This window comes from Tsukamurella sp. DT100 (genome assembly GCF_049844855.1).
In the GTDB taxonomy this organism is placed as follows: domain Bacteria; phylum Actinomycetota; class Actinomycetes; order Mycobacteriales; family Mycobacteriaceae; genus Tsukamurella.
The window spans coordinates 75,281-99,054 of the sequence record NZ_JBNCLV010000011.1; the positions used below are offsets into that span (position 1 = coordinate 75,281).

23 protein-coding genes are annotated in these 23,774 nt (G+C 71.4%); 22 read left to right on the top strand and 1 reads right to left on the bottom strand.

The features are described 5' to 3' along the window. Nucleotides 1-110: 110 nt before the first annotated feature. The 22 genes from ACLQ3K_RS22785 (at nt 111) to ACLQ3K_RS22890 (ending at nt 22,787) form a co-directional block, all read left to right on the top strand. Nucleotides 111-1,655, top strand: a complete 1,545-nt coding sequence (locus ACLQ3K_RS22785) for an amino acid permease (RefSeq protein WP_426001750.1) — start codon at nt 111-113, stop codon at nt 1,653-1,655. Nucleotide 1,656: 1 nt separating this feature from the next. Next, the gene (locus tag ACLQ3K_RS22790) at nt 1,657-2,499 is read left to right on the top strand and encodes an urea amidolyase associated protein UAAP1 (protein ID WP_336670634.1); all 843 of its coding nucleotides are present in this window, start codon (nt 1,657-1,659) and stop codon (nt 2,497-2,499) included. Nucleotides 2,500-2,527: 28 nt separating this feature from the next. Continuing rightward, nucleotides 2,528-3,127 carry an urea amidolyase associated protein UAAP2 gene (locus tag ACLQ3K_RS22795; protein WP_426001751.1) on the top strand — a complete coding sequence of 200 codons (600 nt, stop codon included), beginning with the start codon at nt 2,528-2,530 and terminating at the stop codon, nt 3,125-3,127. Continuing rightward, a complete protein-coding gene (locus ACLQ3K_RS22800) occupies nt 3,124-5,118 on the top strand; it encodes a 5-oxoprolinase/urea amidolyase family protein (RefSeq protein ID WP_426001752.1) in 1,995 nt (664 codons plus the stop codon). The genes ACLQ3K_RS22795 and ACLQ3K_RS22800 overlap by 4 nt, the downstream gene beginning before the upstream one ends. Further along, nucleotides 5,115-6,761 (top strand): allophanate hydrolase, encoded by a 1,647-nt coding sequence (gene atzF, locus ACLQ3K_RS22805; RefSeq protein ID WP_426001753.1) that lies wholly within the window; start codon nt 5,115-5,117, stop codon nt 6,759-6,761. The genes ACLQ3K_RS22800 and atzF overlap by 4 nt, the downstream gene beginning before the upstream one ends. A gap of 149 nt (nt 6,762-6,910) precedes the next feature. Further along, nucleotides 6,911-7,942 carry a Bug family tripartite tricarboxylate transporter substrate binding protein gene (locus ACLQ3K_RS22810; RefSeq protein ID WP_426001754.1) on the top strand — a complete coding sequence of 344 codons (1,032 nt, stop codon included), beginning with the start codon at nt 6,911-6,913 and terminating at the stop codon, nt 7,940-7,942. After that, the gene (locus ACLQ3K_RS22815; RefSeq protein ID WP_426001755.1) at nt 7,939-8,451 is read left to right on the top strand and encodes a tripartite tricarboxylate transporter TctB family protein; all 513 of its coding nucleotides are present in this window, start codon (nt 7,939-7,941) and stop codon (nt 8,449-8,451) included. The genes ACLQ3K_RS22810 and ACLQ3K_RS22815 overlap by 4 nt, the downstream gene beginning before the upstream one ends. A gap of 2 nt (nt 8,452-8,453) precedes the next feature. Next, nucleotides 8,454-9,962: a tripartite tricarboxylate transporter permease gene (locus ACLQ3K_RS22820; RefSeq protein WP_426001756.1), complete on the top strand. Its 1,509-nt coding sequence runs from the start codon at nt 8,454-8,456 to the stop codon at nt 9,960-9,962. 1 nt (nt 9,963) lies between these two features. After that, a complete protein-coding gene (locus ACLQ3K_RS22825) occupies nt 9,964-10,326 on the top strand; it encodes a universal stress protein (protein ID WP_426001757.1) in 363 nt (120 codons plus the stop codon). A 151-nt stretch (nt 10,327-10,477) separates the two neighbouring features. Next, entirely contained in the window at nt 10,478-10,759 is a 282-nt protein-coding gene (locus tag ACLQ3K_RS22830; protein ID WP_068524855.1) for a DUF1490 family protein, read from the top strand. Beyond that, nucleotides 10,759-12,981, top strand: coding sequence for a heavy metal translocating P-type ATPase (locus tag ACLQ3K_RS22835; RefSeq protein ID WP_426001759.1), 2,223 nt, complete (start codon nt 10,759-10,761; stop codon nt 12,979-12,981). Before ACLQ3K_RS22830 ends, ACLQ3K_RS22835 begins: the two co-directional genes overlap by 1 nt. Nucleotides 12,982-13,056: 75 nt before the next feature. Continuing rightward, nucleotides 13,057-13,359: an urease subunit gamma gene (locus ACLQ3K_RS22840; RefSeq protein ID WP_224646215.1), complete on the top strand. Its 303-nt coding sequence runs from the start codon at nt 13,057-13,059 to the stop codon at nt 13,357-13,359. 7 nt (nt 13,360-13,366) lie between these two features. Further along, entirely contained in the window at nt 13,367-13,711 is a 345-nt protein-coding gene (locus ACLQ3K_RS22845; protein WP_426001760.1) for an urease subunit beta, read from the top strand. After that, nucleotides 13,708-15,420, top strand: coding sequence for an urease subunit alpha (gene ureC / locus ACLQ3K_RS22850; protein WP_426001761.1), 1,713 nt, complete (start codon nt 13,708-13,710; stop codon nt 15,418-15,420). The genes ACLQ3K_RS22845 and ureC overlap by 4 nt, the downstream gene beginning before the upstream one ends. A gap of 10 nt (nt 15,421-15,430) precedes the next feature. Then, nucleotides 15,431-15,916, top strand: a complete 486-nt coding sequence (ureE, locus tag ACLQ3K_RS22855) for an urease accessory protein UreE (RefSeq protein WP_426001763.1) — start codon at nt 15,431-15,433, stop codon at nt 15,914-15,916. A 146-nt stretch (nt 15,917-16,062) separates the two neighbouring features. After that, complete coding sequence (locus ACLQ3K_RS22860; RefSeq protein ID WP_426001764.1) at nt 16,063-16,671, top strand: urease accessory protein UreF; 609 nt, start codon at nt 16,063-16,065, stop codon at nt 16,669-16,671. 11 nt (nt 16,672-16,682) lie between these two features. Next, entirely contained in the window at nt 16,683-17,294 is a 612-nt protein-coding gene (gene ureG, locus ACLQ3K_RS22865; RefSeq protein WP_415677325.1) for an urease accessory protein UreG, read from the top strand. Next, complete coding sequence (locus ACLQ3K_RS22870; RefSeq protein ID WP_426001766.1) at nt 17,291-18,127, top strand: urease accessory protein UreD; 837 nt, start codon at nt 17,291-17,293, stop codon at nt 18,125-18,127. The genes ureG and ACLQ3K_RS22870 overlap by 4 nt, the downstream gene beginning before the upstream one ends. A 16-nt stretch (nt 18,128-18,143) precedes the next feature. Beyond that, nucleotides 18,144-19,274: a HoxN/HupN/NixA family nickel/cobalt transporter gene (locus tag ACLQ3K_RS22875; RefSeq protein ID WP_426001767.1), complete on the top strand. Its 1,131-nt coding sequence runs from the start codon at nt 18,144-18,146 to the stop codon at nt 19,272-19,274. A 15-nt stretch (nt 19,275-19,289) separates the two neighbouring features. Further along, entirely contained in the window at nt 19,290-19,880 is a 591-nt protein-coding gene (locus ACLQ3K_RS22880; RefSeq protein ID WP_426001768.1) for a GNAT family N-acetyltransferase, read from the top strand. Between the two features lie 94 nt (nt 19,881-19,974). Then, the gene (locus ACLQ3K_RS22885) at nt 19,975-22,425 is read left to right on the top strand and encodes an AAA family ATPase (protein WP_426001769.1); all 2,451 of its coding nucleotides are present in this window, start codon (nt 19,975-19,977) and stop codon (nt 22,423-22,425) included. After that, a complete protein-coding gene (locus ACLQ3K_RS22890; protein ID WP_426001770.1) occupies nt 22,422-22,787 on the top strand; it encodes a hypothetical protein in 366 nt (121 codons plus the stop codon). The genes ACLQ3K_RS22885 and ACLQ3K_RS22890 overlap by 4 nt, the downstream gene beginning before the upstream one ends. Here the strand turns inward: ACLQ3K_RS22890 and ACLQ3K_RS22895 are convergent. Beyond that, nucleotides 22,753-23,772, bottom strand: coding sequence for an LLM class flavin-dependent oxidoreductase (locus ACLQ3K_RS22895; RefSeq protein WP_426001771.1), 1,020 nt, complete (start codon nt 23,770-23,772; stop codon nt 22,753-22,755). The two genes, ACLQ3K_RS22890 and ACLQ3K_RS22895, sit on opposite strands and share 35 nt — an antisense overlap. Nucleotides 23,773-23,774: the final 2 nt, after the last annotated feature.

Consider the following 23,774-nt stretch of genomic DNA (forward strand, 5'->3'; position numbering starts at 1 on the left):
ACATGTTCGTAGCGCCGGTTTTCCCAGTCCTTACAGCGGGGCAATCCGGGTGACCCCGGAGAACGGTTTTCTATCAACTGACAGATAGAGCTCCGACAGGGAAGCCGCCCATGACAACCACCCAACCCCGACACCATGATTCGGATGATCTCGCCGAGCTCGGCTACCAGCCGCAGCTGCGCCGCTCGCTCGGGACGTTCGCGTCGTTCGCCGCCGGGTTCTCCTTCGTGTCCATCCTCACCACCATCTTCCAGCTGTTCGGCCTGGGCTACTCGCTCGGCGGGGCAGCCTTCTTCTGGACCTGGCCCCTCGTCTACGTCGGCCAGTTCCTCGTGGCGCTGTGCTTCGCCGAGATGGCCGCCCGCTACCCGATCTCCGGTGCGATCTACCAGTGGTCGCGGCGCCTCGGCGGCGAGGTGGTCGGCTGGTTCGGCGGCTGGTTCATGATCCTCGCGCAGATCGTCACCGCCGCGGCGGCCGCGATCGCGCTGCAGGTGGTGCTGCCCACCGTGTGGTCGGGCTTCCAGATCATCGGCGACGACCCGTCCCTCACCAGCTCCAGCGGCGCGGCCAACGCCGTCCTGCTCGGCACGATCCTCCTGATCGTCACCACGACCATCAACTGCATCGGCGTGCACTGGATGAGCCGCATCAACGCCATCGGCGTCACGTGCGAGCTCGTCGGCGTGGTCGCCGTCATCGGCGCCCTCGCGATGCACGCCCAGCGCGGCCCCCAGGTCGTCTTCGACACCTCGCACGCGACCACCACCGGCTCGGGCGGCTACCTCGGCGCGTTCATCGTCTCCGGCCTCATGGCCGCCTACGTCATGGTCGGCTTCGGCTCGGCGGGCGAGCTCGCCGAGGAGACCGTCAACCCCCGCCGCGTCGCGCCGCGCACCATCCGGTTCGCCCTCACCGCCTCGGCGGTCGGCGGCGGCCTCATGCTCATCACGGCCCTGATGGCCGCACCGACGCTGGGGGAGGAGCTCGCCGCCGGCGGCCTGCCCTACGTGCTCCAGTCCGTCCTGGGCTCGTTCTGGGGCAAGGTCCTCCTGGTCGACGTGGCCGTGGCCGTCTTCATCTGCACGCTCGCCATCCAGACCGCGTGCAGCCGCCTCATCTTCTCCATGGCCCGCGACCACCGGCTCCCGTTCTCGGACAAGCTCTCCCGCGTCAACCCGCGCACCCAGGCGCCCGTCGCCCCGGCCGTGCTCATCGGCGTCCTCTGCGTCGCCGTCCTGCTGGTCAACGTGGGCAACCCCGCGATTTTCGCGACCCTCGCCAGCGTGTGCATCGTGCTCATCTACCTCGCCTACCTGTCGGTGACGGTGCCGATGCTCTACCAGCGGCTCCGCGGCTGGCCGCACGGCGCCACCGTCCGCGACTCCGAGGGGAAGCCCGTCTTCACCCTGGGTCGCTGGGGCGTGCCGATCAACGCCGCGGCCGTACTCTACGGCGGCGCGATGGTGATCAACCTCGCGTGGCCGCGCGCCGAGATCTACGACCCCACAGGACAATCCCCGATCCTGCAGTGGGCCGGACCGATCACCATCGCGGTCGTCGTCCTCGCCGGCATCGCCTGCTTCCCGCGTCGCGCGCACCCGCGCCCCGTCACCGCAGTCCTCCCGAACCTCCCCGCCACGAAAGGTATCTGACGTGACCGCCATCGCCGAGACCACCGCCACCACCCAGGGCGCCCGCGACCACGCCCGCGCCCAGGCCGACACCCGCGTCGAAGGCATGCCGACGGTGCCCGCCACCGCCTGGCCCGACCCGCCCGCGGGCGTGCCCGCCGACGCGCTCACCTGGGCGGAGACCGTCCCGGGCGGCCGCTACACGTCGAAGGTGCTGGCGCGCGGCACCCGAATCCGCCTGACCGACACCGTCGGCACCGCCTGCGCGAACATCCTCCTCTGGCGCGCCGACGCCCCGTGGGAGCGGCTCAACGTCGCCGACACCGTCAAGGTGCCGTGGCAGGCCTACCTCGGCGCGGGCCACCCGCTGCTCTCCGACCAGGGGCGCGTGCTCGCCACCGTCGTCGCCGACGGCTCCGGCCGCCACGACGCCCTCTGCGGCACCACCACGCTCGCCACCAACACCGCCAAGTACGGCGCGGGGGAGGCGCATTCGGACAGCCCCGCCGGCCGCGAACTGCTCGTGCTCGCCGCCGCCAAGCACGGCCTCACGCCCACCGACGTCGCCCCGTCCGTCTCCTTCTTCCACGGCGTCACCGTGGAGGCCGACGGTGCCCTCGCCTCCACCGGCAGCGCGGGGGCGGGCAAGACGGTGGAGCTCGTGCTGCACCTGCCGTGCATCGTCGCCGTCGCGAACACCGCCCACCCGCTCGACCTGTCGCCGACCTTCGACACCGGCCTGCTCGAGGTGCTGGCCTGGCGCGCCGACGACGACCTGGCCGCGCTCGTCGCCGCCACCGACACCGACCCCGAATACCAGCGCGCCGTGGCGAACTCCGAGGACGCCCACCGCGCCGCGCGCTGATCGCCGACCACCGACCGAAGGACCACCCATGATCGCCACCGTCACCCCGCGGGCGCCCTGGTCGGGCATCGTCCCCGCCGGCTACACCCTCACCATGACCGACCTGCACGGCAACCAGGCCGTCGACACCCTCTTCTACGGCGCGCACGACCGCACCGTCCGCTACAGCGCCCAGCAGACGATCCTCGGCCAGGGCAGCATCTTCCTGGGCGCCGGAACCGTGATCCGCGACCAGGAGTCGCGGCCGATGATGACCATCGTCGACGACGAGGTCGGCCACCACGACACCCTCGGCGGCGCGTGCTCCCAGGAGTCCAACACGCTCCGCTACGGCCACCACACCAAGCACCAGCACGCCTGCGTCGAGAACTTCCTCATCGAGGGCAGCCGGCACGGCCTCGGCAAGCGGGACCTGGTGGGCAACGTCAACTTCTACATGTACGTCCCCGTCGACCCCGACGGCACGCTCGGCATCGTCGACGGCCTCTCCGCCCCGGGGAAGAAGGTGGTGCTGCGCGCCGAGATCGACACCCTGGTGCTGATCTCCAACTGCCCGCAGATCAACAACCCCTGCAACGGCTTCGACCCCACCGCCGTCGAACTCGAGATCTCGGAGGCCGCCGCATGACCACCCTCACCGTCGTCCGCCCCGGCCCGATGACCACCGTGCAGGACTGGCCCGGCCGCGCCGGCTACTGGTCGATCGGGGTCCCGCCGTCCGGCCCGATGGACGATCTCTCCTTCCGCCTCGCCAACCTCGCCGTCGGCAACGACGAGGGCGCACCGGGATTCGAGTGCACCCTCGGCGGCCTCGCCGTCACCGTCGACGAGGCCACCACCGTCGCGGTCACTGGCGCGCCCGTCACCGTCACCGTCGACGGGATGCCCGTCCCCACCTGGGCGCCCGTCGAGCTCCGCCCCGGGCAGCAGCTCGCCGTCGGCACTACCGGATCGCTCGGCATGCGCGTCTACCTCGCCGTCCGCGGCGGGGTGACGGTGCCCGACTACCTCGGCAGCGCCTCGACGTTCACGCTGGGGAAGTTCGGCGGCCACGACGGCCGGACCCTCATCGCCGGCGACGAACTACCCCTCGGCACCACCACCGCCGCCACCGCTCCGCGCCGCATCCTCGACGACGAGGTCCCCGCGTTCACCACCCAGTGGCAGCTCGCGGTCACCGTCGGACCGCATTCCGCCCCCGAGTACTTCACCGACGCCGACATCGCGACCCTGTACGAGACGGCCTACGAGGTGCACTTCAACTCGGATCGCACCGGCGTCCGGCTCATCGGCCCCAAGCCCGAGTGGGCCCGCCCCGACGGCGGCGAGGCCGGGCTGCACCCGTCGAACATCCACGACAACGCCTATTCGGTGGGCGCGCTGGACTTCACCGGCGACACCCCGATCCTGCTCGGCCCCGACGGTCCCAGCCTGGGCGGCTTCGTCTGCCCGGTCACGGTGACCACCGCCGACCGCTGGAAACTGGGCCAGCTCCGCCCCGGGGACGGTGTGCGCTTCGTCCCCGTCCGTGCGGCCTCCGCGGCCTCGCCCGGCGCCGTGGGCGCTGCCCGCCGCGCGAACCTGCCCGTCGTGCTGTCCGCCGGTGGCGACGCCGACGACGGCGTCTTGGCCCGGTCCGTGACGGTCGACGGCGAGACCACCATCACCTACCGCCGCTCGGGCGACGACAACATCCTCGTCGAGTACGGCGCCATGACGCTGGACCTGGAGTCCCGCGCGCGCGTGCACGCGCTCGAGCAGCGGCTGCGCGCCGAATCCCCGCGCGGGCTGATCGATCTGACCGCCGGCGTGCGCAGCCTGCAGGTGAAGCTCGACCCGACCGCGCTGAGCCAGCCCGCGGCCCTCGACTGGATCCGTGAGGCGGAGTCGCAGCTCCCCGCCGCCGACGACATGATCGTGCCGAGCCGCACCGTCGCCCTGCCGCTGTCCTGGGACGACCCGAGCACGCGCGAGGCGATCGAGCGGTACGTGCTCGGCGTCCGCGGCGACGCTCCGTGGTGCCCCTGGAACATCGAGTTCATCCGCCGCATGAACGGCCTCCGTTCCGTCGAGGACGTGCAGCGGATCGTCTTCGACGCCTCGTACCTCGTGCTGGGCCTCGGCGACGTGTACCTCGGTGCGCCCGTGGCCGTCCCGCTCGACCCGCGGCACCGCCTGGTGACCACCAAGTACAACCCCGCGCGCACCTGGACGCCGGAGAACGCCGTCGGCATCGGCGGCGCGTACCTGTGCATCTACGGCATGGAGGGACCCGGCGGCTACCAGTTCGTGGGCCGGACGACGCAGGTGTGGAACCACCGGCACCCGCTCAGGGCGGGCGGCTTCGAGCCCGAACACCCCTGGCTGCTGCGGCACTTCGACCGGATCAGCTGGTATCCCGTCGGCACCGAGGAGCTCGCGGACCTGCGCGCCGACACAGCCGCCGGCCGCGGTTCGGTGGACATCACGCCCGGATCCTTCTCGCTCTCCGCGCACCGCGCCTTCCTGGCCCGCGAGGCCGACGACATCGCCCGGGTACGGTCCGCGATGGAGATCGCCCGCGACGAGGAGCGCGGCCGGTGGGCGGCCGCCGGCGAGTTCACGAGGAGCGCAGCATGACCCGCATCGCCGACATCTACCGGCGCATCGCCGCGGACGACCGCCCCGAGGTGTTCCTCGCGCTGCGGCCGGAGGCGGAGGTCGCCGCCGACTACGCCGCGTCGCTCGCGGCGGGCGGCCCGCTCGCGGGCGTCGTCCTCGCCGTCAAGGACAACGTCGACGTGGCCGGCCTTCCGACTACCGCCGCCTGCCCCGGCTACGCCTACCGCCCCGGGGCCGACGCCGCAGTCGTCGCGGCCCTGCGCGCCGCCGGGGCCGTGGTGCTCGGCACGACGAACCTCGACCAGTTCGCCACCGGCCTCGTCGGCACCCGGAGCCCCTACGGCGCCGTGCGCGACGCCCGGCGGCCCGACCGCATCTCCGGCGGGTCGAGCTCCGGCTCCGCCGTCGCCGTGGCCCTCGACTACGCCGACATTGCGATCGGCACCGACACCGCGGGCTCGGGCCGCGTGCCCGCGGGGCTGCAGGGCATCGTCGGCATCAAGCCGACGATCGGCGCCGTCAGCACCGACGGGGTCGTGCCCGCGTGCGCGTCCTACGACTGCGTCACGGTCTTCGCCCGCGACGTCGCCACGGCGAACCGCGCCATGGCAGTCATGGGCACTACCGGCGCCCGCCGCTGGGCCGCCGACACCCCGTTCGCCGCCGCGCCCGACGCGGCGCTCGCGATCCCCGCCGAGCTCCCCGCCCTGCCCGCCTCCTGGCGCGAGGCCTTCGACGGTGCCGTCGCCCGCGCCGAGGCGGCCGGGCTGCGGGTCAAACCCGTCGACGTCTCCGAGCTGCTCGCCGCCGCGAAGCTCCTCTACGACGGCGCACTCGTCGCCGAGCGATACAGCGCGGTGGGAGAGTTCGTCACCGCGGCAGGCGACGACGCGGCACTGGATCCGACGGTGGCCGGAATCGTGCGCGCCGCGGGCGACGTTCCCGCGCACCGTCTGGCCTCCGACCAGGCCGAGCTGCGCGCCATCGCCGCGCGCGCCGCGGCGCTGTTCGACGGCTTTGCCGGCCTCATGGTCCCCACCGCGCCCCGCCACCCGACCCTCGCCGAGGTGGCCGCCGACCCGGTCGGGGTGAACTCCGAGATGGGGACCTACACCAACTTCTGCAACCTCCTCGACCTGTGCGGCGTCGCCGTCCCGGCGGGGGAGACCGCGGACGGCGCGCAGTTCGGCATCACGGTGCTCGCGCCCGCCGGGCACGACGGGGTCGCGCTCGACCTCGCCGCCCGGATCACCGGCGCGCAGCCCGTGGCGCCGTGGAACCTCGGCCTCGCCGGCGCGGTCGACCTGGCCGTCTTCGGCGCGCACCTGCGCGGCCAGCCGCTCGAGCACGAGGTGACCTCGCTCGGGGCGTACTGGGCGGGGGAGATCCGGACCGCCGGCGAGTACCGGCTGGTCGAACTGGCGACGACGCCGCCCAAGCCGGGCCTCGTCCACGACACCGAGCACGGCCGCGGCATTCGCGGCGAGCTCTGGCGGCTCGCGCCCGCCGCGCTGGGGAGCTTCCTCACCCGGCTGCCCGCCCCGATGACCCTGGGCTCGGTGGTGCTCGACGACGGCCGCACCGTGGTGGGCTTCAGCTGTCAGGCCTCGGCGCTGAGCGACGCCCGTGCACTCGCCGTGGACCACTGGCTCGACCGGTGACCGGAATCGACTGCGGGGCAACGGCCTCATCGACGGCAGGGAGTTCTGCGCATTTCGCGCATTCTGCTCTTTACTGAGATTTTCCGTTCCCGTCATACGCCGTTGGTGCGGCGATAATCTGGCGTCCTCATCAGCTCGACGAGGAGGCCATGATCGTGACGGACAGCTCGGACGAGGCGGGGCAGACGAAAGGCCCACCGGGGCAACGCAACATGGTGGCACTGGCGGTCTACGCGATCGTCGTCGTGGTGGTGGTCTCCATGGCGGTCTTCTACTCCTTCCAACGCGGCGGCCTCTCCGCCGACATCCGCAACAAGGCCACGCTGATCGCGCCCGCGGGCGCGGGCGGCGGCTGGGACCTCGTCATGCGCGAGGCGCAGGCGATCATGCGGGAGCAGAAGATCGCCACCAACATCCAGGTCGTCAACGTGCCCGGCGCCGCCGGCACCATCGGACTCTCCCGCCTGCACTCGATGCCGGGCCGGGCCGATGTCGTCATGGTCGGCGGTACGGGCCTCGTCGCGGGTGTCCAGCAGACCAAGTCCGCGGTGAAGATGACCGACGTGACCCCGGTCGCGCGGATCTTCGAGGAGTACGACGTACTCGTCGTCCCCTCGAACTCCCCGTACAAGTCCGTCGACGACCTGGTCGCGGCCTGGAAGAGCAACCCGCACTCGATCCCGTTCACCGGCGGCGGCAGCTTCGACCAGCTCGTCATGGCCCAGTTCGCGAAGGCCGCCGGGATCGACCCGAAGAACACCACCTACATCCCCAAGGCCGGCGGCGGCGAAGTCGCCCAGGCCCTGGTCACCGGCACCGCGAAGGCCGCGTTCTCGGGCTACGCCGACCTCATCGACCAGATCCAGTCCGGCCGGCTCCGCGGCCTCGCGATGGCGGCCAAGGAGCCCCTCGACGGCGTGGACTTCCCGACGCTGCGCCAGCTCGGCTACGACGTGACGCTCGCCAACTGGCGTGCCCTGTTCGGTCCGCCCGACATCTCCGCGGCGGACGTGAAGAACATCCGCGACGTCTTCGACGAGGTCATGCGCACCGAGGACTGGGCCGAGGCCGAACGCAACAACAAGTGGACCAGGGCGTGGCTGGAAGGTCCCGAGCTGACCACCTTCATCGCCGACGAGGACCGCGTCATCGCCGGCCTGTACAAGGAGCTGGGCAAATGACCGCGCAGGCAGAAGAAGCGGACGCCGCGGCCAAGGGCACCGGTAACGGGCTCGGCGCGCTCGTCGTCCCCGCGATCCTCGCCATCGCCAGCACCCTCGTGGTGATCGGCAACCTCACCATGGACGTGCAGTCCGACGACAGCCCCGGCCCCACGTTCTTCCCCTGGCTGCTGGCGATCGTCGGCTACGCGCTCGCCGCCGCGCTCGCGGTGCACTTCCTCCGCAACCCGGACGAGCTGGCCCGGTCCGAGACGAAGTTCCGCAGCTACACCGACTGGGCCGCCGCCGGCTGGCTCATCGGCGGACTCATCGCCTTCGCGGTGCTCCTCGACGTGCTCGGCTGGATCCTCGCCGCCGCGCTCCTGTTCTGGTGCGTGACACGGGCCTTCAACAGCAAGCGGCCCCTCTTCGACGTCTCCGTCGGGCTGTTGCTCTCCAGCCTCGTCTTCCTGATCTTCGGCGTCCTGCTGGACGTCCCGCTCCCGTCCGGAATCCTGGGAGGACTGTAGCCATGGACCAGTTCGGACTCCTGCTCGACGGGTTCGCCGGCGCGCTCTCACCGTCGAACCTCATGTGGGTCGTCATCGGCTGCCTCATCGGCACCGCGGTGGGCGTGCTGCCCGGCCTCGGCTCCTCGATGGCCGTGGCGCTGCTGCTCCCCATGACCTTCGCGCTCAACCCGACCGCGGCGTTCATCCTCTTCTCCGGCGTCTACTTCGGCGGCCTCTTCGGTGATTCGACGATGGCCATCCTGATGAATACGCCAGGACAGGCGTCGTCGATCGCCTCGACCTTCGAGGGACACCAGATGGCGAAGAACGGTCGCGCGCCCCAGGCGCTCGCGACCGCGGCGATCGGCGCGTTCATCGGCGGCATGATCGCCTCGATCCTCGTCGTCTTCCTCGCCCCGTTCATGGCGGACCTGTCCACCCAGTTCGGTCCGGCCGAGTACTTCGCGCTCTCGCTCCTGGCGTTCGGCGCGATCTCCTCCGTCGTCTCCGAGTCGGTGATCAAGGGGCTCGCGTCGCTCGTGATGGGCCTGATGTTCGCCACCGTCGGCATCGACCAGATCTCCGGCACCGAGCGCTTCACGTTCGGCTCCGCGAACCTCTTCGACGGGATCTCGCTCGTGATCGTCGCCGTCGGCATGCTGGCCCTGGGCGAGATCATCATCGTCGCGGGGCGCTTCCGCCGCGATCCGGCCCCGAAGGCGCTCGGCGCCAAGGCGGGCCGCGCCTGGCTCTCCAAGGCCGAGTTCACCGAGGCCCTCCCGGCGTGGGGCCGCGGCACCGCGATCGGCCTGCCCTTCGGCGTCATCCCCGTCGGCGGCTCGGAGGTCCCCACCTTCCTCGCCTACGACGTGGAGCGCCGCCTGGACCGCCGCCGTAAGGTCCCCATGTTCGGCAAGGGCGCGATCCGCGGCCTCGCCGCGCCGGAGGCCGCCGGCAACTCCACCACGGGCATGGCGATGGGAGCCCTGCTCTCGCTGGGCCTCCCGGTCTCGGCGACCGCCGCGATCATGCTCGCCGCGTTCCGGCAGTACGGCCTGCAGCCCGGGCCGCTGCTGTTCGACAACTCGCCGGACCTGGTGTGGGCGCTGCTCGCCAGCTTCTTCATCGCGATGGTCGTGCTGCTCATCATCAACCTGCCGTTTGCGCAGCTGTGGGCGAAGCTGCTGCTGATCCCCGCGCCGTACCTGTACGGCAGCATCGTGGTCTTCTGCGGCCTCGGCATCTACGCGACGTCGCCGACGATGTTCGACCTGCTGCTGTTCCTCGCGATCGGCCTGCTCGCGTTCGTCTTCAAGCGCTACGACATCCCGATCGCGCCCCTGCTCATCGGCATGGTGCTCGGACCGCTCGCCGAGACCAGCCTGCGCGACGCCCTGCTCTCCTCCGACGGCGACTACTCCGTCTTCGTCTCCTCGCCGATCTCGATCACCCTCTACGCCCTGCTGATCGCCGTGCTCCTCATCAAGGCGCGCCAGGTCGTGACCGCCCGCACCGGAAAGGACATCTGACATGACGATCCTCGTCGCCCACTCGACCACCCCCGAGAGCGCCGCCGCACTCGAGGCCGCCTATCGGGAGGCGGAGCGCAGGCCCGGGGAGCCCATCGTCGTCTTCCTTCTCGACGGTGACGCTCCCGACCTCTCGGAGGCCACCGCACGCGGCCTCACCGTCACCGTCGAACGCCCGAAGGAGTTCGAGAAGGACCCGGTGGGCGGCGTCGTCGACGCCGCGACCGCGTTGGACGCGTCCGTCCTGGTGATCGGGATCAAGCATCGCACCGCCACGGGCAAGCTGCTGTTCGGCTCGTCGGCGCAGCGGATCCTGCTCGACGCGACGTGCCCCGTGCTGGCGGTGAAGGTCGCGCAGGGCTGAGACGCGGCGCCCCCGCCGTCTCGTCCCGGGAATGCACGCAGGGCGGCCTATCGTGTTGTGCGTTACGTTCCGTCGGTCCCGCCTGGCGCGGTACGCTGTTGGAAATGATGTTCGATAGGTGGCGTGAGCCGCCCGACGAAGGGACGATCCGATGGCGGTGCAGGCGGTACTCCTCAAGGCGGGCTCCGCGCTCGTAACCGGCCTCGTCGGCGCCGCGGCGTACGAGGCGACCAAGAAGGCGCTCGCCAAGGCGCCGCTGCGCGAGAGCGCGGTCGCCGCGACGGCGCTGGGGCTCAAGGGCAGCCGCAAGGCCGAGGAGGTCGCCGAGAACGTGCGACTGAACGCCGCGGACATCCTGGCCGAGGCCAAGGAGCGGGTCGGCGAGGAGTCGACCCCACCGGCGACCGGCGCCGCGCACGACCACGACCACTGATGTTCGCGCTGTCCGAGCCGGCAGGACGAGTCGTCTCGCAGGCCGCCGGCCGGCTGCGCTGGGTGCTCGATGATCTCGTCGGAGCGACACCGCAGCGCCGCATCGCGGTCGAGGACGCGGTGCTGGCGATTCCCGGAGTGCGAGCGGCGCACGCCTACAGCCACACCGGGTCCCTCGTGGTCTGGCATCGCAGCGACGTCGATCCCGCGCGCATCGCCGTGGCCGCCGCGGAGGGGCTCGCCGCCGATGCGTCCCTCGTCGCCCGGCACGCGCCGCACTCGGCGGACGTGACCAATGCGGATCTCCTCCGGATGGGTCTCGGCGCCGCGGCGCTGGTGCTCCTCGGCCTCCGCCGCTACGCCTTCCGCCGACCGCCGCTGCTCGGGCCCGGCACGCGGACCGCGGCGACCGCGATCACCGTCTTCACCGGCTACCCGTTCCTGCGTGGCGCCCTGCGATCGTTGCGCGGCGGACGCGCCGGCACGGACGCCCTCGTCTCAGCGGCAACCATCGCGAGCCTCCTCCTCCGCGAGAACGTCGTCGCGCTGACGGTGCTGTGGCTCCTCAACATCGGCGAGTTCCTCCAGGACCTCACGCTGCGCCGCACTCGGCGCGCGATCTCGGACCTGCTGCGCGGCAACACCGATTCGGCATGGCTGCGGCTCGCCGACGGGGCCGAGGTGCAGGTCCCGATCGACGCGCTCGACGTCGGCGACGTCGTCATCGTGCACGATCACGTGGCGGTGCCCGTGGACGGCGTCGTGGTCGACGGGCTCGCCGTCGTCGACCAGGCCGCGCTCACCGGGGAGACGCTCCCCGTCACCATTGATCCGGGCGCGACGGTGCATGCGGGAGCGGTGGTCGTCTCGGGACGCCTCGTCGTGCGCGCCACGGCCGTGGGCGCCGACACCGCCATCGGCCGCATCATCGAGCGGGTCGAGGAGGCCGAGCGGGACCGGGCGCCGATCCAGACCGTCGGGGACAACTTCTCCCGCCGCTTCGTCCCCGGGTCGTTCCTCCTGTCCGGGCTCACCCTGCTCCTGACCCGAGACCTGCGGCGCGCGATGACGATGCTGCTCATCGCGTGCCCCTGTGCAGTGGGCCTGTCGACGCCCACGGCGATCAGCGGCGCCATCGGCAACGGTGCGCGGCGGGGCATCCTGATCAAGGGCGGCTCGCACCTCGAGGCGGCGGGCTCGGTCACGGCGGTGGTCTTCGACAAGACCGGCACGCTGACCACGGGGCGGCCCGTGGTGACCAACGTCGTCTCGTTCCGCGACGACTGGACGCCGGAGCAGGTGCTCGCGCACGCGGCCAGCTCCGAGATCCACTCCCGGCACCCCCTGGCGGAGGCCGTCATCCGCTCCACCGAGGAGCGGCACATCGAGATCCCCAGCCACGCGGAGTGCGAGGTCATCGTCGGACTCGGCATGCGGACCCAGGCCGAGGACGGCCGCGTGCTCCTACTGGGGAGTCCGGCGCTCCTGGAACAGCACGGCGTGGCTGTGGGCGTCGACGCCACGCGGTGGGTCGAGCGGCTCCGCGCCGAGTGCGAGACGCCGCTGCTCCTCGCGGTGGACGGTGCCCTGACCGGCCTCGTCAGCCTGCGCGACGAGGTACGCCCCGAGGCCGCGGAGACCCTCGCCGCCGTCGCGGCGGCGGGCATCGGCACCGTCGTCATGCTGACGGGCGACCATCCGGAGACGGCGGCCGCCATCGCCGCCGAACTCGGCATCACCCGATGGCGTGCGGAAGTGATGCCCGAGGACAAGCTGGCCGAAGTCCGGGCGTTGCAGGACGAGGGCCATGTGGTCGCGATGGTCGGCGACGGCGTCAACGACGCGCCCGCGCTCGCGGCGGCGGACGTGGGGATCGCGATGGGCCTCGCGGGGACCGACGTGGCGGTCGAGACCGCCGACGTGGCGCTCGCCGGGGACGATCTGCGCAACGTCCTCGACGTCGTGGATCTCGGCCGGAGGGCCGTCGACGTGATCCGGCAGAACTACGGCATGTCGATCGCGGTCAACTCGGTCGGCCTGTTGGTCGGCGCGGGCGGCGCGCTCTCGCCCGTCCTGGCCGCGATCCTGCACAACGCCTCCTCGGTCGCGGTGGTGCTCAACAGCTCCAGGCTGATCCGGTACCGGCTCGCCGAGTCCAGCGATTCGCCGTCGGGACCACCGGCCGGCCCGCCCCGCCGGGGTGGCCCCAGCGGGCGACGTTAACTTCGTGTTTCCAGCCTGTTGCGCCTGACGATCTGGCTTGACGGCCGCTGGGGCAAGGGATTTGAGTGAATTCTCATGCACCTCTTGCCCCGCGAGCAGGACAAACTGCTCATCGTCGTCGCCGCGGACCTGGCGCGTCGTCGCCAGGCCCGCGGGCTCAAGCTGAACCACCCCGAGGCCGTCGCGATCATCACGTACGAGCTGGTGGAGGGCGCCCGCGACGGCCGCAGCGTGGCCGACCTCATGGCCTACGGGGCCACGATCCTCGGCCGCGACGACGTGATGGAGGGCGTGCCCGAGATGATCCACGACGTGCAGGTGGAGGCCACCTTCCCCGACGGCACCAAGCTCGTCACCGTCCACCACCCGATCCGGTAGGCGAGCCATGATCCCCGGAGAGTTCCGCCTCGCGTCCGCGCCGATCCTGTGCAACGACGGCCGCCCCACGCGCACCGTCCGCGTCGTCAACACCGGCGACCGCCCCATCCAGGTGGGCTCGCACTTCCACTTCGCCGAGGTCAATCGCGCCCTCGACTTCGACCGGGCGGAGGCGTACGGGCACCGTCTGGACATCCCGTCCGGGACCGCCGTCCGGTTCGAGCCCGGCGACGGCAAGACGGTGCGCCTCGTCGCCCTCGCCGGAGCCCGCGAAGTCCACGGCCTCGCGAACCGCGTCAACGGACCCCTCGACGGAGCCGCGGGCCGCGCCGGGAACGAGGGAGAGCAATGAGCTTCGAACTGAGCCGTCGTGAGTACTCCGACCTCTACGGCCCGACGGTCGGCGACGCCGTGCGCCTCGCCGACACCGAGCTCTTCGCCGTCGTCGAGAAGGATCTCACCGTGTACGGCGAGGAGGTCGTCTTCGGCGGGGGAAAGGTGATCCGCGACGGTATGGGTGAGAACGGGGTGCTCACCCGCGAACACGACATCCCCGACACCGTGATCACCAACGCCCTGATCATCGACCACACAGGCATCGTCAAGGCCGATGTCGCGCTGCGCGACGGCCACATCCTCCGGATCGGCAAGGCCGGCAACCCGCAGATCAGCGACGGCATCACCATCACCATCGGGGCCGCGACCGAGATCATCGCGGGGGAGGGGCGGATCCTCACCGCCGGCGGCATCGACACGCACATCCACTTCATCAGCGCGCAGCAGATCGACACTGCGCTCAACTCCGGCGTGACCACCATGATCGGCGGAGGCACCGGCCCCGCCGCCGGCACCAACGCCACCACCGTGACGCCCGGGCCCTGGCACATCGCCCGCATGCTCCAGGCGCTCGACGACGTCCCCATGAACATCGGGCTGCTCGGCAAGGGGCACGCCGGCGCGACGGAGCCGCTCGCGGAGCAGATCCGCGCCGGCGCGATCGGCCTCAAGGTGCACGAGGACTGGGGCTCGACCACCGCCTCCATCGACAATTCGCTGCGGGTCGCCGACGAGTACGACGTGCAGGTCGCGATCCACACCGACACCCTCAACGAATGCGGCTTCCTCGAGGACACCGTCGCCGCGATCGACGGCCGGGTGATCCACACCTTCCACACCGAGGGCGCGGGCGGCGGCCACGCGCCGGACATCATCGCCATCGCGGGGCACCCGAACGTGCTTCCCGCATCGACGAATCCGACGCTGCCGTTCACCGAGAACACCATCGTCGAGCACCTCGACATGCTCATGGTGTGCCACCACCTCAACGCCGACATCCCCGAGGACGTGGCCTTCGCCGACTCGCGGATCCGCCCCGAGACCATCGCGGCCGAGGGCGTCCTGCACGACATGGGCATCATCTCCATCACCTCGTCCGACTCCCAGGCCATGGGACGGGTCGGCGAGGTGATCACCCGGACGTGGCAGCTCGCGGATTCGATGAAGCGCCAGCGCGGGCCGCTCGACGGCGACCCCGACGGCGGCGACAACGCCCGGATCAAGCGGTACGTCGCGAAGTACACGATCAATCCGGCGCTCGCGCAGGGCATCGCGGAGTACGTCGGCAGCGTCGAGGAGGGCAAGTTCGCGGACCTCGTGCTGTGGAACCCGGCCTTCTTCGGGGTCAAGCCCGACCTGGTGATCAAGGGCGGTCAGATCGCCACGGCCCTCATGGGCGACGCCAACGCCTCGATCCCGACACCGCAACCGCGCACCATGCGCCCGCAGTTCGGGTCGATGGGGAAAGCGGTGCACGACGCCGCGATCACCTTCCTGTCCACCGCGGCAGTGGAATCCGGCGTCGCCGGCGAGCTCGGGCTGCGCAAGCGCACGCTGCCCGTCCGGGGCATCCGCACCCTCCGCAAGCAGGACCTGCCGCACAACGGCGCGACGCCCGAGATCACCGTCGACCCCGAGACCTACGTCGTCGCCGTCGACGGGACGCCCGTCCGCTCCGAGCCCGCGTCGTCCCTGCCCATGACCCAGCGCTACTTCCTATTCTGAGAGGCGAGAAGTGATCATCGAAACCGTCGCCGGCAACCTCGCCGACCTCGACCCCGCCGAACTGGACGCCGTGCACGTCGAGCGGGTGCCGCTCGCCGGAGCCGACCTCGTGAAGCGGATCCAGCGGGTGCGCACCGACCACGACCGGGAGATCGGGCTGCGTCTGGCCGCGCCCGTCGGGCCCGACGGCGACCTCCGCGACGGCGACATCCTGCACCGCGACGAGCGCAACATCATCGCTGTGCAGGTGCTGGCGACCGACGTGCTCGTGATCGCCCCGCGCACGATCACCGAGATGGGCCGCACCGCACATGGACTCGGCAACCGTCACCTGCAGGCGCAGTTCTTCGACGCCGACTCCGAGTACGGCGCCGAGGTGATGGTGGTGCAGTACGACCACACCGTCGAGGACTACCTCGTTCATCACGGCGTCCCCTTCGCGCGACAGGACCGCGTTCTTCCCACGCCCTTCCGCCACGCGGAGCACACGCATTGAACACCGTTTCGGTCGGCGAAAGCGCAGGTCGCGACGTACAGGAACGGTGTTCAATCGGGGCCGGGGCGTCGCCGGGGTACCTGCTGCCGCTCCTGCAACTCAGCGACTCCGCCCTCCCGACCGGGGCGTTCAGCCACTCGTTCGGGATGGAGGCGTACCTCGCGGACGGCACCATCGTGGACGAGGGCACCTTCGCTGCGTGGTTGCGCGCGTACGTCTCCCGGCAACTGGCCTACACGGACGGCCTCGCGATCCGGATGGTCTACGACGCCCTGCACCTCGGCGACCTGGAGGCCGTCTGGCGGCTCGACGGCCTGCTGGCGGCCCTCACCCTGCCCGAACAGGTGCGCACCGCGGCCGGCACGATCGGCAGGCGCACCGCCGAGGTCGGCACCGTCGTCGCGCCCGAGTCCTTTCTCGGCGACTACCTCGCCGAGCTCGACGCCGGGCGTTGCCACGGGCATCCCGCCGTCGCGTTCGCGCTGCTCGCGCACGCGGTGGACGCCCCGCCGGCCGCGGCGATCGAGGCGCACGTCTTCGCCGCCGTCACGTCGCTGACCCAGAACGCCGTGCGCGCCATCCCGATCGGCCAGACGGCGGGGCAGCGGGTGCAGCGCTCGATGCACGACGTGGTGGCCGACGCCGTCGCCACCGCGATGACCCTGACCGACGACGACCTGGGCGCCGCATCGCCCGGGCTCGAGATCGCCCAGATGCGGCATCGGCGCCAGCGGGCGCGGATGTTCATGAGCTAGGAGGAGATTCCATGACGACGATCCGGATCGGTGTCGGCGGCCCCGTGGGCGCGGGCAAGACGCAGCTCGTGGAGCGCATCACCCGCCACCTCGACGGCGAGGTGTCGATGGCGGCCATCACCAACGACATCTACACCACCGAGGACGCGAAGATCCTGGCGCGCAACAGCGTGCTGCCCGGCGACCGCATCGTCGGGATCGAGACCGGCGGCTGCCCCCACACCGCCATCCGCGAGGACACGTCGATGAACGAGGCCGCGGTCTCGCGGCTGATCGCGGCCCACCCGGACCTGCAGATCGTGTTCATCGAGAGCGGCGGCGACAACCTCTCCGCCACCTTCAGCCCCGAGCTGGTGGACTTCTCGATCTACCTCATCGACGTCGCGCAGGGCGAGGAGATCCCGCGCAAGGCCGGGCAGGGCATGATCAAGTCGGACCTGTTCGTGATCAACAAGACCGACCTCGCGCCGTACGTCGGCGCGGACCTGTCCGTCATGGCGGCCGATTCCAAGGTGTTCCGCGGCGACCGCCCGTTCTGCATGACCAACCTCAAGACCGACGAGGGCCTGGACGGCGTGCTGGAGTGGATCCGCCGCGACGTCCTCATGCTCGACCTCGCGTGAGCGGTGCTGCCGTGCCCGCGCTCACCGGCGAACTCGCCCTGACCCTCGCACCGCGAGGGCAGCGCACCGTCGCCGTGGCGCAGCGGCACGCCGGCACCCTGCAGACCCTGCGGCCCATGTACCTCGACGACTCCGGGCAGGTCACCTACCACATGGTGAACCCCGGGGGCGGGTGCCTGCGCGGCGACGCCTACGCGATCGACATCGAGCTGGAGGCCGGCGCCCGGGCCGTCGTGACCACGCAGTCGGCGACCAAGGTCTACCGCACGCCCGGCGGCGGCGCCGCGCAGCACATGCGGATCCGGCTCGGTGCCGGCGCCGTCCTCGAGTACGTGCCCGACGCGCTGATCCTGTACCGCGAGGCCACCTACCGGCAGACCTGCGCCGTGGAGCTCGACGAATCGGCGTCGCTCGTGCTGGCCGAGATCGTGACGCCCGGGTGGTCGCCCGACGGTGCGCGGTTCCGCTACGACGAGCTGCGCATGCGCACCGAGATCCACCGTGGCGGGGCGCTGCTCGCGGTGGACAACCTGCTCATCGAACCCGGCCGCGCCGACCCGTCCGGCATCGGCTTCCTCGACGGGCGCACGCACGTCGGATCGCTGACCGCGGTGGACCCGCGCATCGACGAGGACCTGCTCGACGAGGTGCACGCGCTCACCGAGACCGTCGGGACGGTTCGGAGCGGGCTCACCGCGCTCGCCGGCCCGGGCTTCGTGCTCCGCTGCCTCGGTGACGACACCGCCGAGCTGGCCGGCCTGTTCGACGCGGTCATCGCGCTGCTCCGATCCCGATGGACCGGACAGGCGCCCATGAACCTGCGAAAGTACTGAGGTGGAGGACACCGGCATGACCACATCGAGCACCACCGAACGACTCAGGACGGCGTGGACCGCGCTGGGCCCCGGCGACCGGCGGTCGCTGTTCGGCATGACCGCGACCGTCATCGCGCTGCACGTCGTCGGCTTCGGCGCGCTCATCCTGCTCATCGCACCCGGCCACTACCGGATCGGCGATGGCGGCGAGTTCACCGTCGGCATCGGCCTGCTCGCCTACACGTTCGGCCTGCGCCACGCCTTCGACGCCGACCACATCGCCGCGATCGACAACACCACGCGGAAGCTGCTGGCCGACCGCGAGGGGAGGATCGCCGCGGGGGAGCGCAACCCGCGCCGGCCGCTCTCGGTCGGCTTCTGGTTCTCGCTCGGCCACTCGACCGTCGTCTTCGGCCTCGCCGCGCTGCTCGCGCTCGGCGTCCGCGCCCTCGTCGGCCCCGTGGAGGACGAGAACTCGACGATGCAAACGGTGCTCGGCTTCATCGGCACCTCCGTCTCCGGCGTGTTCCTGTGGATCCTCGGCATCATCAACCTGGTGGTGCTCATCGGCATCGTGAAGGTGTTCCGGGACATGCGGACCGGGCGCTACGACGAGGCCGAGCTCGAGGACCGGCTGAACAAGCGCGGCCTCATGAACCGCCTGCTGCGCGGGGTGTCCGGGTCGGTGCGCAAGCCCTGGCACATCTACCCGATCGGCGTGCTCTTCGGCCTGGGCTTCGACACCGCCACCGAGGTGGGCCTGCTCGTCCTCGCGGGCGGCATGGCCGCGTTCACCCTGCCCTTCTACTGCATCCTCGTGCTGCCGGTGCTGTTCGCGGCGGGAATGTCGCTGCTGGACACCATCGACGGCGTCTTCATGAACGCTGCCTACGGCTGGGCCTTCGCCAAGCCGGTGCGGAAGGTCTACTACAACATCACGATCACGTCGCTCTCGGTGGCCGTGGCGCTGGCGATCGGCACCGTCGAACTGCTGGGCGTGCTGGCCGAGCGGGCGCACGTCGAGTCCGGGCCGCTCGGTTGGGTCGCCTCGATCGACCTGGACTACGCGGGTTTCGTGATCGTCGGGCTGTTCGTGGCGGTATGGGCCGTGGCGCTGCTGATCTGGCGGTACGGGCGGATCGAGGACCGCTGGTCGGTGCGCTGAGTTAGCGTGAGCCGCATGAGCGGTATCGAGGTGCGGCCGGCGAGCGTCTTCGAGGATGTGGCGGCTGTGCTGGGACCCAAGAAGCAGACCTCCAGCAACTGCTTCTGCCTCTCCTACCGGATCGGCTCGAAGGAGAACCAGGCCCTGCGCGGGCCCGACCGGTTCGAGCGGGTCCGGGGACTGTGCGCGGAGGACCCGCCGCCCGGCGTCCTCGCCTACGACGGTGCCGACCCCGTCGGTTGGGCCGCCATCCACCCGCGGGCGGATACGAGCTTCGCGACGAACCGCCGCATCCCGCAGGTCGACGGGCACGAGGACCCGTGGTCGCTGTGGTGCGTGCGAGTGCGGCCCGGACACCGCAAGCAGGGGATCAGCCACGAACTCGTCGCCGGCGCGGTGGAGTTCGCCCGCGCCCGCGGCGCCAGGGTCGTCGAGGCGTACCCCGTGGACAATCGGGGCGCGAAGGTCGACCTGACCATGGCCTACGTCGGCACCCGACCGCTGTTCGAGCGGGCGGGCTTCGAGTACGTCACGGACACCACGTCGGTGCTGAACGGCTTCACGCGCGTCCTGATGCGGTACTGGACCGGCCACCAGCAGCGCTGAGGCGCGACGTTCCACGGCGGAGCGCCAGGACCGCACATTCCTGTCGGTGCCGTGTGCCATTGTTGCCCCAACAACCAGCCGCAGGGGAGGCGACATGGGGGCCATCGAGGAAGCGATCGAACAGGACACGATCCGCGAGGTGTGGGAACTGCTGGACTCGGACGAGTCGATCAGCGAGCAGGCGATGTACCTGGTCGCGGCCGCGCTCGAGGGTGAGGCGCATCTGTTCGCGCAGGCGGGTGGCGCAACAGCGCCGCAGCGACCCGGGACAGGCGAGGAAGCGGAGGTCGTCCCGGACCCCGTGGTCGCCTTCCTACGCACGATCACCGTCGCCGGGTTCCGAGGGATCGGCCCCGAGGCGCGCCTCGAGTTCGAGGCGCGGCCGGGGATCACGGTGATCAGCGGCCGGAACGGCTCGGGGAAGTCGAGTTTCGCCGAGGCGCTGGAGTACGCCCTCACCGGTACGAGCTACCGGTGGAAGGAGAAGCGCAGCGCACAGCAGTGGGCCGGCGCCTGGCGGAACCTCCACTCGGGAGCGGCCCGGATCGCCGCGGATTTCGCTATGCAGCAGGCCGGCGGCGGGCGGACGCTGACGGTGGGAGCGCAGTGGGCCGACGACGCAGACCTCGACGAGGCGCGCCGCTGGGCACAGGTCGCCTCGGAGAAGCAGACCGGCGTGGCGGACCTGGGCTGGGAGCAGCCGCTCGCGGTGTACCGTCCGCTGCTCTCCTACGACGAGCTCGGCGGGATCTTCGAGGAGGGGCCGTCCGGGCTGTACGACGCTCTCAACCGCATGCTCGGGCTCGTCGCGGTGGCCGATGCGGAGGCGGCCCTCAAGGCGCTGATCAAGCAGCTCGAACCGCACCGTAAGGCCGCCGACGCCGATCGCGCCCTGCTCAAGCGCTCGCTCGGCGCCTGCGACGACGCGCGTGCCGGGGAGGTCACGAAGTTGATCGCTCGCAAGCCCTACGACCTCGCCGCCATCACGGCGATCACCCTGGGCAGCGCCACACCGCAGGCGGCGGCGGTCTCGGCCCTGCGGACGTGTGCCGCCGTGTCGGCGCCGGACGGTATCGCTGAGGCAGCCGCGCTCCGCAGCGCGGTCGGCGGTGTGGTCGCCGCGTCCGCGGGCGCGACGGCGGTGGCGCAGCGCCGCAACGCCCTGCTGCGGGACGCGCTGGCGCTGCACGCCGATACCGGCGATGGACCGTGCCCGGTGTGCGCCGCGGGTGAACTCGACGGTGCGTGGCGGAGCCGGGTGGAGGCTGAACTCGCGGATACCGATTCGCAGCTCGCGGACCAGCGGGCGGCACAGCGTCGTCTTGCGGACGCCGAACGCGCCGCGCGGGACCTGGTCGCCGGCCTCGCGCAGCTGCGTCCCGTCGACGGGCACGCGCTCGACGCCGTCGCCGAGTGGAACGATGCGGTCGCCGCCGCACGTGCGCTGCCCGCCTCGTCCACGGAGTGGGCCGATCACCTGACCGATCGCCTGAGCGCACTGGCACAGGTCGGCGAGCGCCTGCGTCCGATCGCGGCGGACCTCGCCTCGGAGCTCGAGGACGCCTGGGCGCCCGTGGCGCAGGAGGTCGGCGCGTGGGTCGTGGCCGAGACCGCCGCGCAGGAACAGGACGCTGCTCTCGCAGCGGCGAAGACGGCCTCCGCGTGGCTCAAGGAGAACGCGGGAACGCTCCGCGGCCGCCGGCTCGCGCCGATCGTCGACCAGGCGAGGGCGATCTGGGCCCGGCTGCGGCAGGAGTCCGACGTCGACCTCGGCACCATCGAACTGGAGGGCAGCGCCACGCGGCGGCGCGCCGAACTGCGCGGCACCGTCGACGGCAAGCCGGCCGGGACGCTCTCGGTGATGAGCCAGGGCGAGCTGCACGCCCTCGCGCTGGCGCTGTTCATCCCCCGGGCGACCGCGGCGGCGAGCCCGTTCCGCTTCCTGGTGCTCGACGATCCGATCCAGGCGATGGACCCGGCGAAGGTCGCTGGATTCCTCGACGTACTGCAGGATCTCGCCGCCGAGCGTCAGGTGATCGTGTTCTCGCACGACGATCGGCTGGCGAAGGCCATCCGCAACGCGTCGATCCCCGCGAACCTCATCGAGGTGGTGCGCGAGCCGGGCTCGATCGTCGCGCCCAAGCCCGCGAACACGCCGGCGCACCGGTACATCGTCGACGCGACCGCGCTCGTCCGCGACGAGGCGCTCGACGACGTGGTCAAGCGCAAGGCGGTGCCGGGGATCTTCCGGCTCGCGGTGGAAGCGGCCGCGCAGCAGCGGTTCTACGCCGAGAGCTCCCGGCGCGGGGTGCCGTACGACGAGTCCGAATCGCGGTGGGAGTCGGCGCTGACGACGCAGCAGAAGGTCGCGCTCACGGTCCTCGGCGATCCCCGCGGCAACCTGGGTGGATGGAAGTCCCGGCGCGACTGGCGGTTCCCGACGATCGAGATCTGCGCGCGGGGCGTGCACAGCGGCACCGGGGACCTCGTGGGCGCGTTGACGGACCTGCGGCGCACCGTCGACGACGTCCTGGAGGGACGGTGACCTCCGGGCTGCTCGCGCGGGCCGAGGAGCTCCTGCAATCGGGCGCACCTGCCGGCGCGGGCAACAGCGCCCGGCTCGCCGCCTTCCTCGCTCGCCAGGAGGTGGAGTCGCTCATCGACGCGCGTTGCCGCGACGTGACCGGCGCCGACGTCACCGGCGCCACGATGAAGGCCCGGATCGCGGTGCTCCGGGCGCTCGACGAGACGGCGACCGGGCGGGTGCTCGCCGCGGCCTGGTACGAGCTGAGCGGCTACTGCCACCACCACGCCTACGAGCTCTCGCCCGCGGCCTCGCAGGTCCGCGGCGTGGTGGCGGCCGTGATCGAGGTCAGCGCCAGCCCAGCGCCGGAGCCACGTCCTTGACCAGGGACTCCAGCAGGCGGGTAGTGTACTCCACGCCCAGCTGATTGGGCACCGTCACCAGGACGGTGTCGGCCTCGGCGATGCCCTCGTCGTCGCGGAGCTGCTCGACGAGCTCGTCGGGCTCGCCCGCGTAAGTGCGGCCGAAGACGGCGCGGAAGTCGTCGATCACGCCGAACTGGTCGTCGCTGGAGCGCTCGTGGCCGAAGTAGGCGCGGCTCTCGTCGTCGATGATCGGCATGATGCTGCGGCTCACCGAGACCCGTGGCTCGTGATCGTGGCCGGCCTCGGCCCAGGCGTCGCGGAACTTCCGGATCTGGTTGGCCTGCTGCACGTGGAAGGGTTCGCCGGACTCGTCGGTCTTGAGCGTCGAGCTCATGAGGTTCATGCCGAGCTTCGCCGCCCACTCGGCGGTGGCGTCGGACGCGGCGCCCCACCAGATCCGGTCCCGCAGCGTGGGGGAGTGCGGCTCCACCCGCAGCAGCCCCGGCGGGTTGGGGAACATCGGGCGCGGGTTCGGCTGCGCGAAGCCGCCGCCCTCGAGCACCTTGAGCATGAACTCAGTGTGCTCGCGGCCCATGTCGGCGTCCGTCTTGCCCTCGTCGGGCTGGTAGCCGAAGTACTTGTAGCCCTCGATCACCTGCTCAGGCGACCCACGGCTCACGCCGAGCTGCAGTCGCTCGCCGGCGATGAGGTCTGCGGCCCCGGCGTCCTCCGCGAAGTACAGCGGGTTCTCGTAGCGCATGTCGATCACTCCGGTACCGATCTCGATCCGCGAGGTCCGGGCGCCGATCGCGGCGAGCAGGGGGAACGGCGAGCCGAGCTGCCGCGCGAAGTGGTGCACGCGGAAGTAGGCGCCGTCGGCACCCACCTCCTCGGCCGCCACCGCGAGGTCGATCGACTGGTGCAGGACGTCGGCCGCCGTGCGGGTACGGGAGCCGGGTGAATCGGTCCAGTGACCGAAGGACAGGAAGCCGATCTTCTTCATGG

Excerpts from the sequence above, each read along its gene's own strand:
- ACLQ3K_RS22795 (WP_426001751.1), top strand. The coding sequence starts at position 2,528 with ATGATCGCCACCGTCACCCCGCGGGCGCCCTGGTCGGGCATCGTCCCC.
- ACLQ3K_RS22825 (WP_426001757.1), top strand. The coding sequence starts at position 9,964 with ATGACGATCCTCGTCGCCCACTCGACCACCCCCGAGAGCGCCGCCGCA.
- ACLQ3K_RS22810 (WP_426001754.1), top strand. The coding sequence starts at position 6,911 with ATGATCGTGACGGACAGCTCGGACGAGGCGGGGCAGACGAAAGGCCCA.
- ACLQ3K_RS22815 (WP_426001755.1), top strand. The coding sequence starts at position 7,939 with ATGACCGCGCAGGCAGAAGAAGCGGACGCCGCGGCCAAGGGCACCGGT.
- ACLQ3K_RS22845 (WP_426001760.1), top strand. The coding sequence starts at position 13,367 with ATGATCCCCGGAGAGTTCCGCCTCGCGTCCGCGCCGATCCTGTGCAAC.
- atzF (WP_426001753.1), top strand. The coding sequence starts at position 5,115 with ATGACCCGCATCGCCGACATCTACCGGCGCATCGCCGCGGACGACCGC.
- ACLQ3K_RS22880 (WP_426001768.1), top strand. The coding sequence starts at position 19,290 with ATGAGCGGTATCGAGGTGCGGCCGGCGAGCGTCTTCGAGGATGTGGCG.
- ACLQ3K_RS22835 (WP_426001759.1), top strand. The coding sequence starts at position 10,759 with ATGTTCGCGCTGTCCGAGCCGGCAGGACGAGTCGTCTCGCAGGCCGCC.
- ACLQ3K_RS22895 (WP_426001771.1), bottom strand. The coding sequence starts at position 23,772 with ATGAAGAAGATCGGCTTCCTGTCCTTCGGTCACTGGACCGATTCACCC.
- ACLQ3K_RS22875 (WP_426001767.1), top strand. The coding sequence starts at position 18,144 with ATGACCACATCGAGCACCACCGAACGACTCAGGACGGCGTGGACCGCG.
- ACLQ3K_RS22840 (WP_224646215.1), top strand. The coding sequence starts at position 13,057 with ATGCACCTCTTGCCCCGCGAGCAGGACAAACTGCTCATCGTCGTCGCC.
- ACLQ3K_RS22820 (WP_426001756.1), top strand. The coding sequence starts at position 8,454 with ATGGACCAGTTCGGACTCCTGCTCGACGGGTTCGCCGGCGCGCTCTCA.
- ACLQ3K_RS22830 (WP_068524855.1), top strand. The coding sequence starts at position 10,478 with ATGGCGGTGCAGGCGGTACTCCTCAAGGCGGGCTCCGCGCTCGTAACC.
- ACLQ3K_RS22785 (WP_426001750.1), top strand. The coding sequence starts at position 111 with ATGACAACCACCCAACCCCGACACCATGATTCGGATGATCTCGCCGAG.
- ACLQ3K_RS22885 (WP_426001769.1), top strand. The coding sequence starts at position 19,975 with ATGGGGGCCATCGAGGAAGCGATCGAACAGGACACGATCCGCGAGGTG.
- ACLQ3K_RS22860 (WP_426001764.1), top strand. The coding sequence starts at position 16,063 with ATGGAGGCGTACCTCGCGGACGGCACCATCGTGGACGAGGGCACCTTC.
- ureG (WP_415677325.1), top strand. The coding sequence starts at position 16,683 with ATGACGACGATCCGGATCGGTGTCGGCGGCCCCGTGGGCGCGGGCAAG.
- ureC (WP_426001761.1), top strand. The coding sequence starts at position 13,708 with ATGAGCTTCGAACTGAGCCGTCGTGAGTACTCCGACCTCTACGGCCCG.
- ACLQ3K_RS22800 (WP_426001752.1), top strand. The coding sequence starts at position 3,124 with ATGACCACCCTCACCGTCGTCCGCCCCGGCCCGATGACCACCGTGCAG.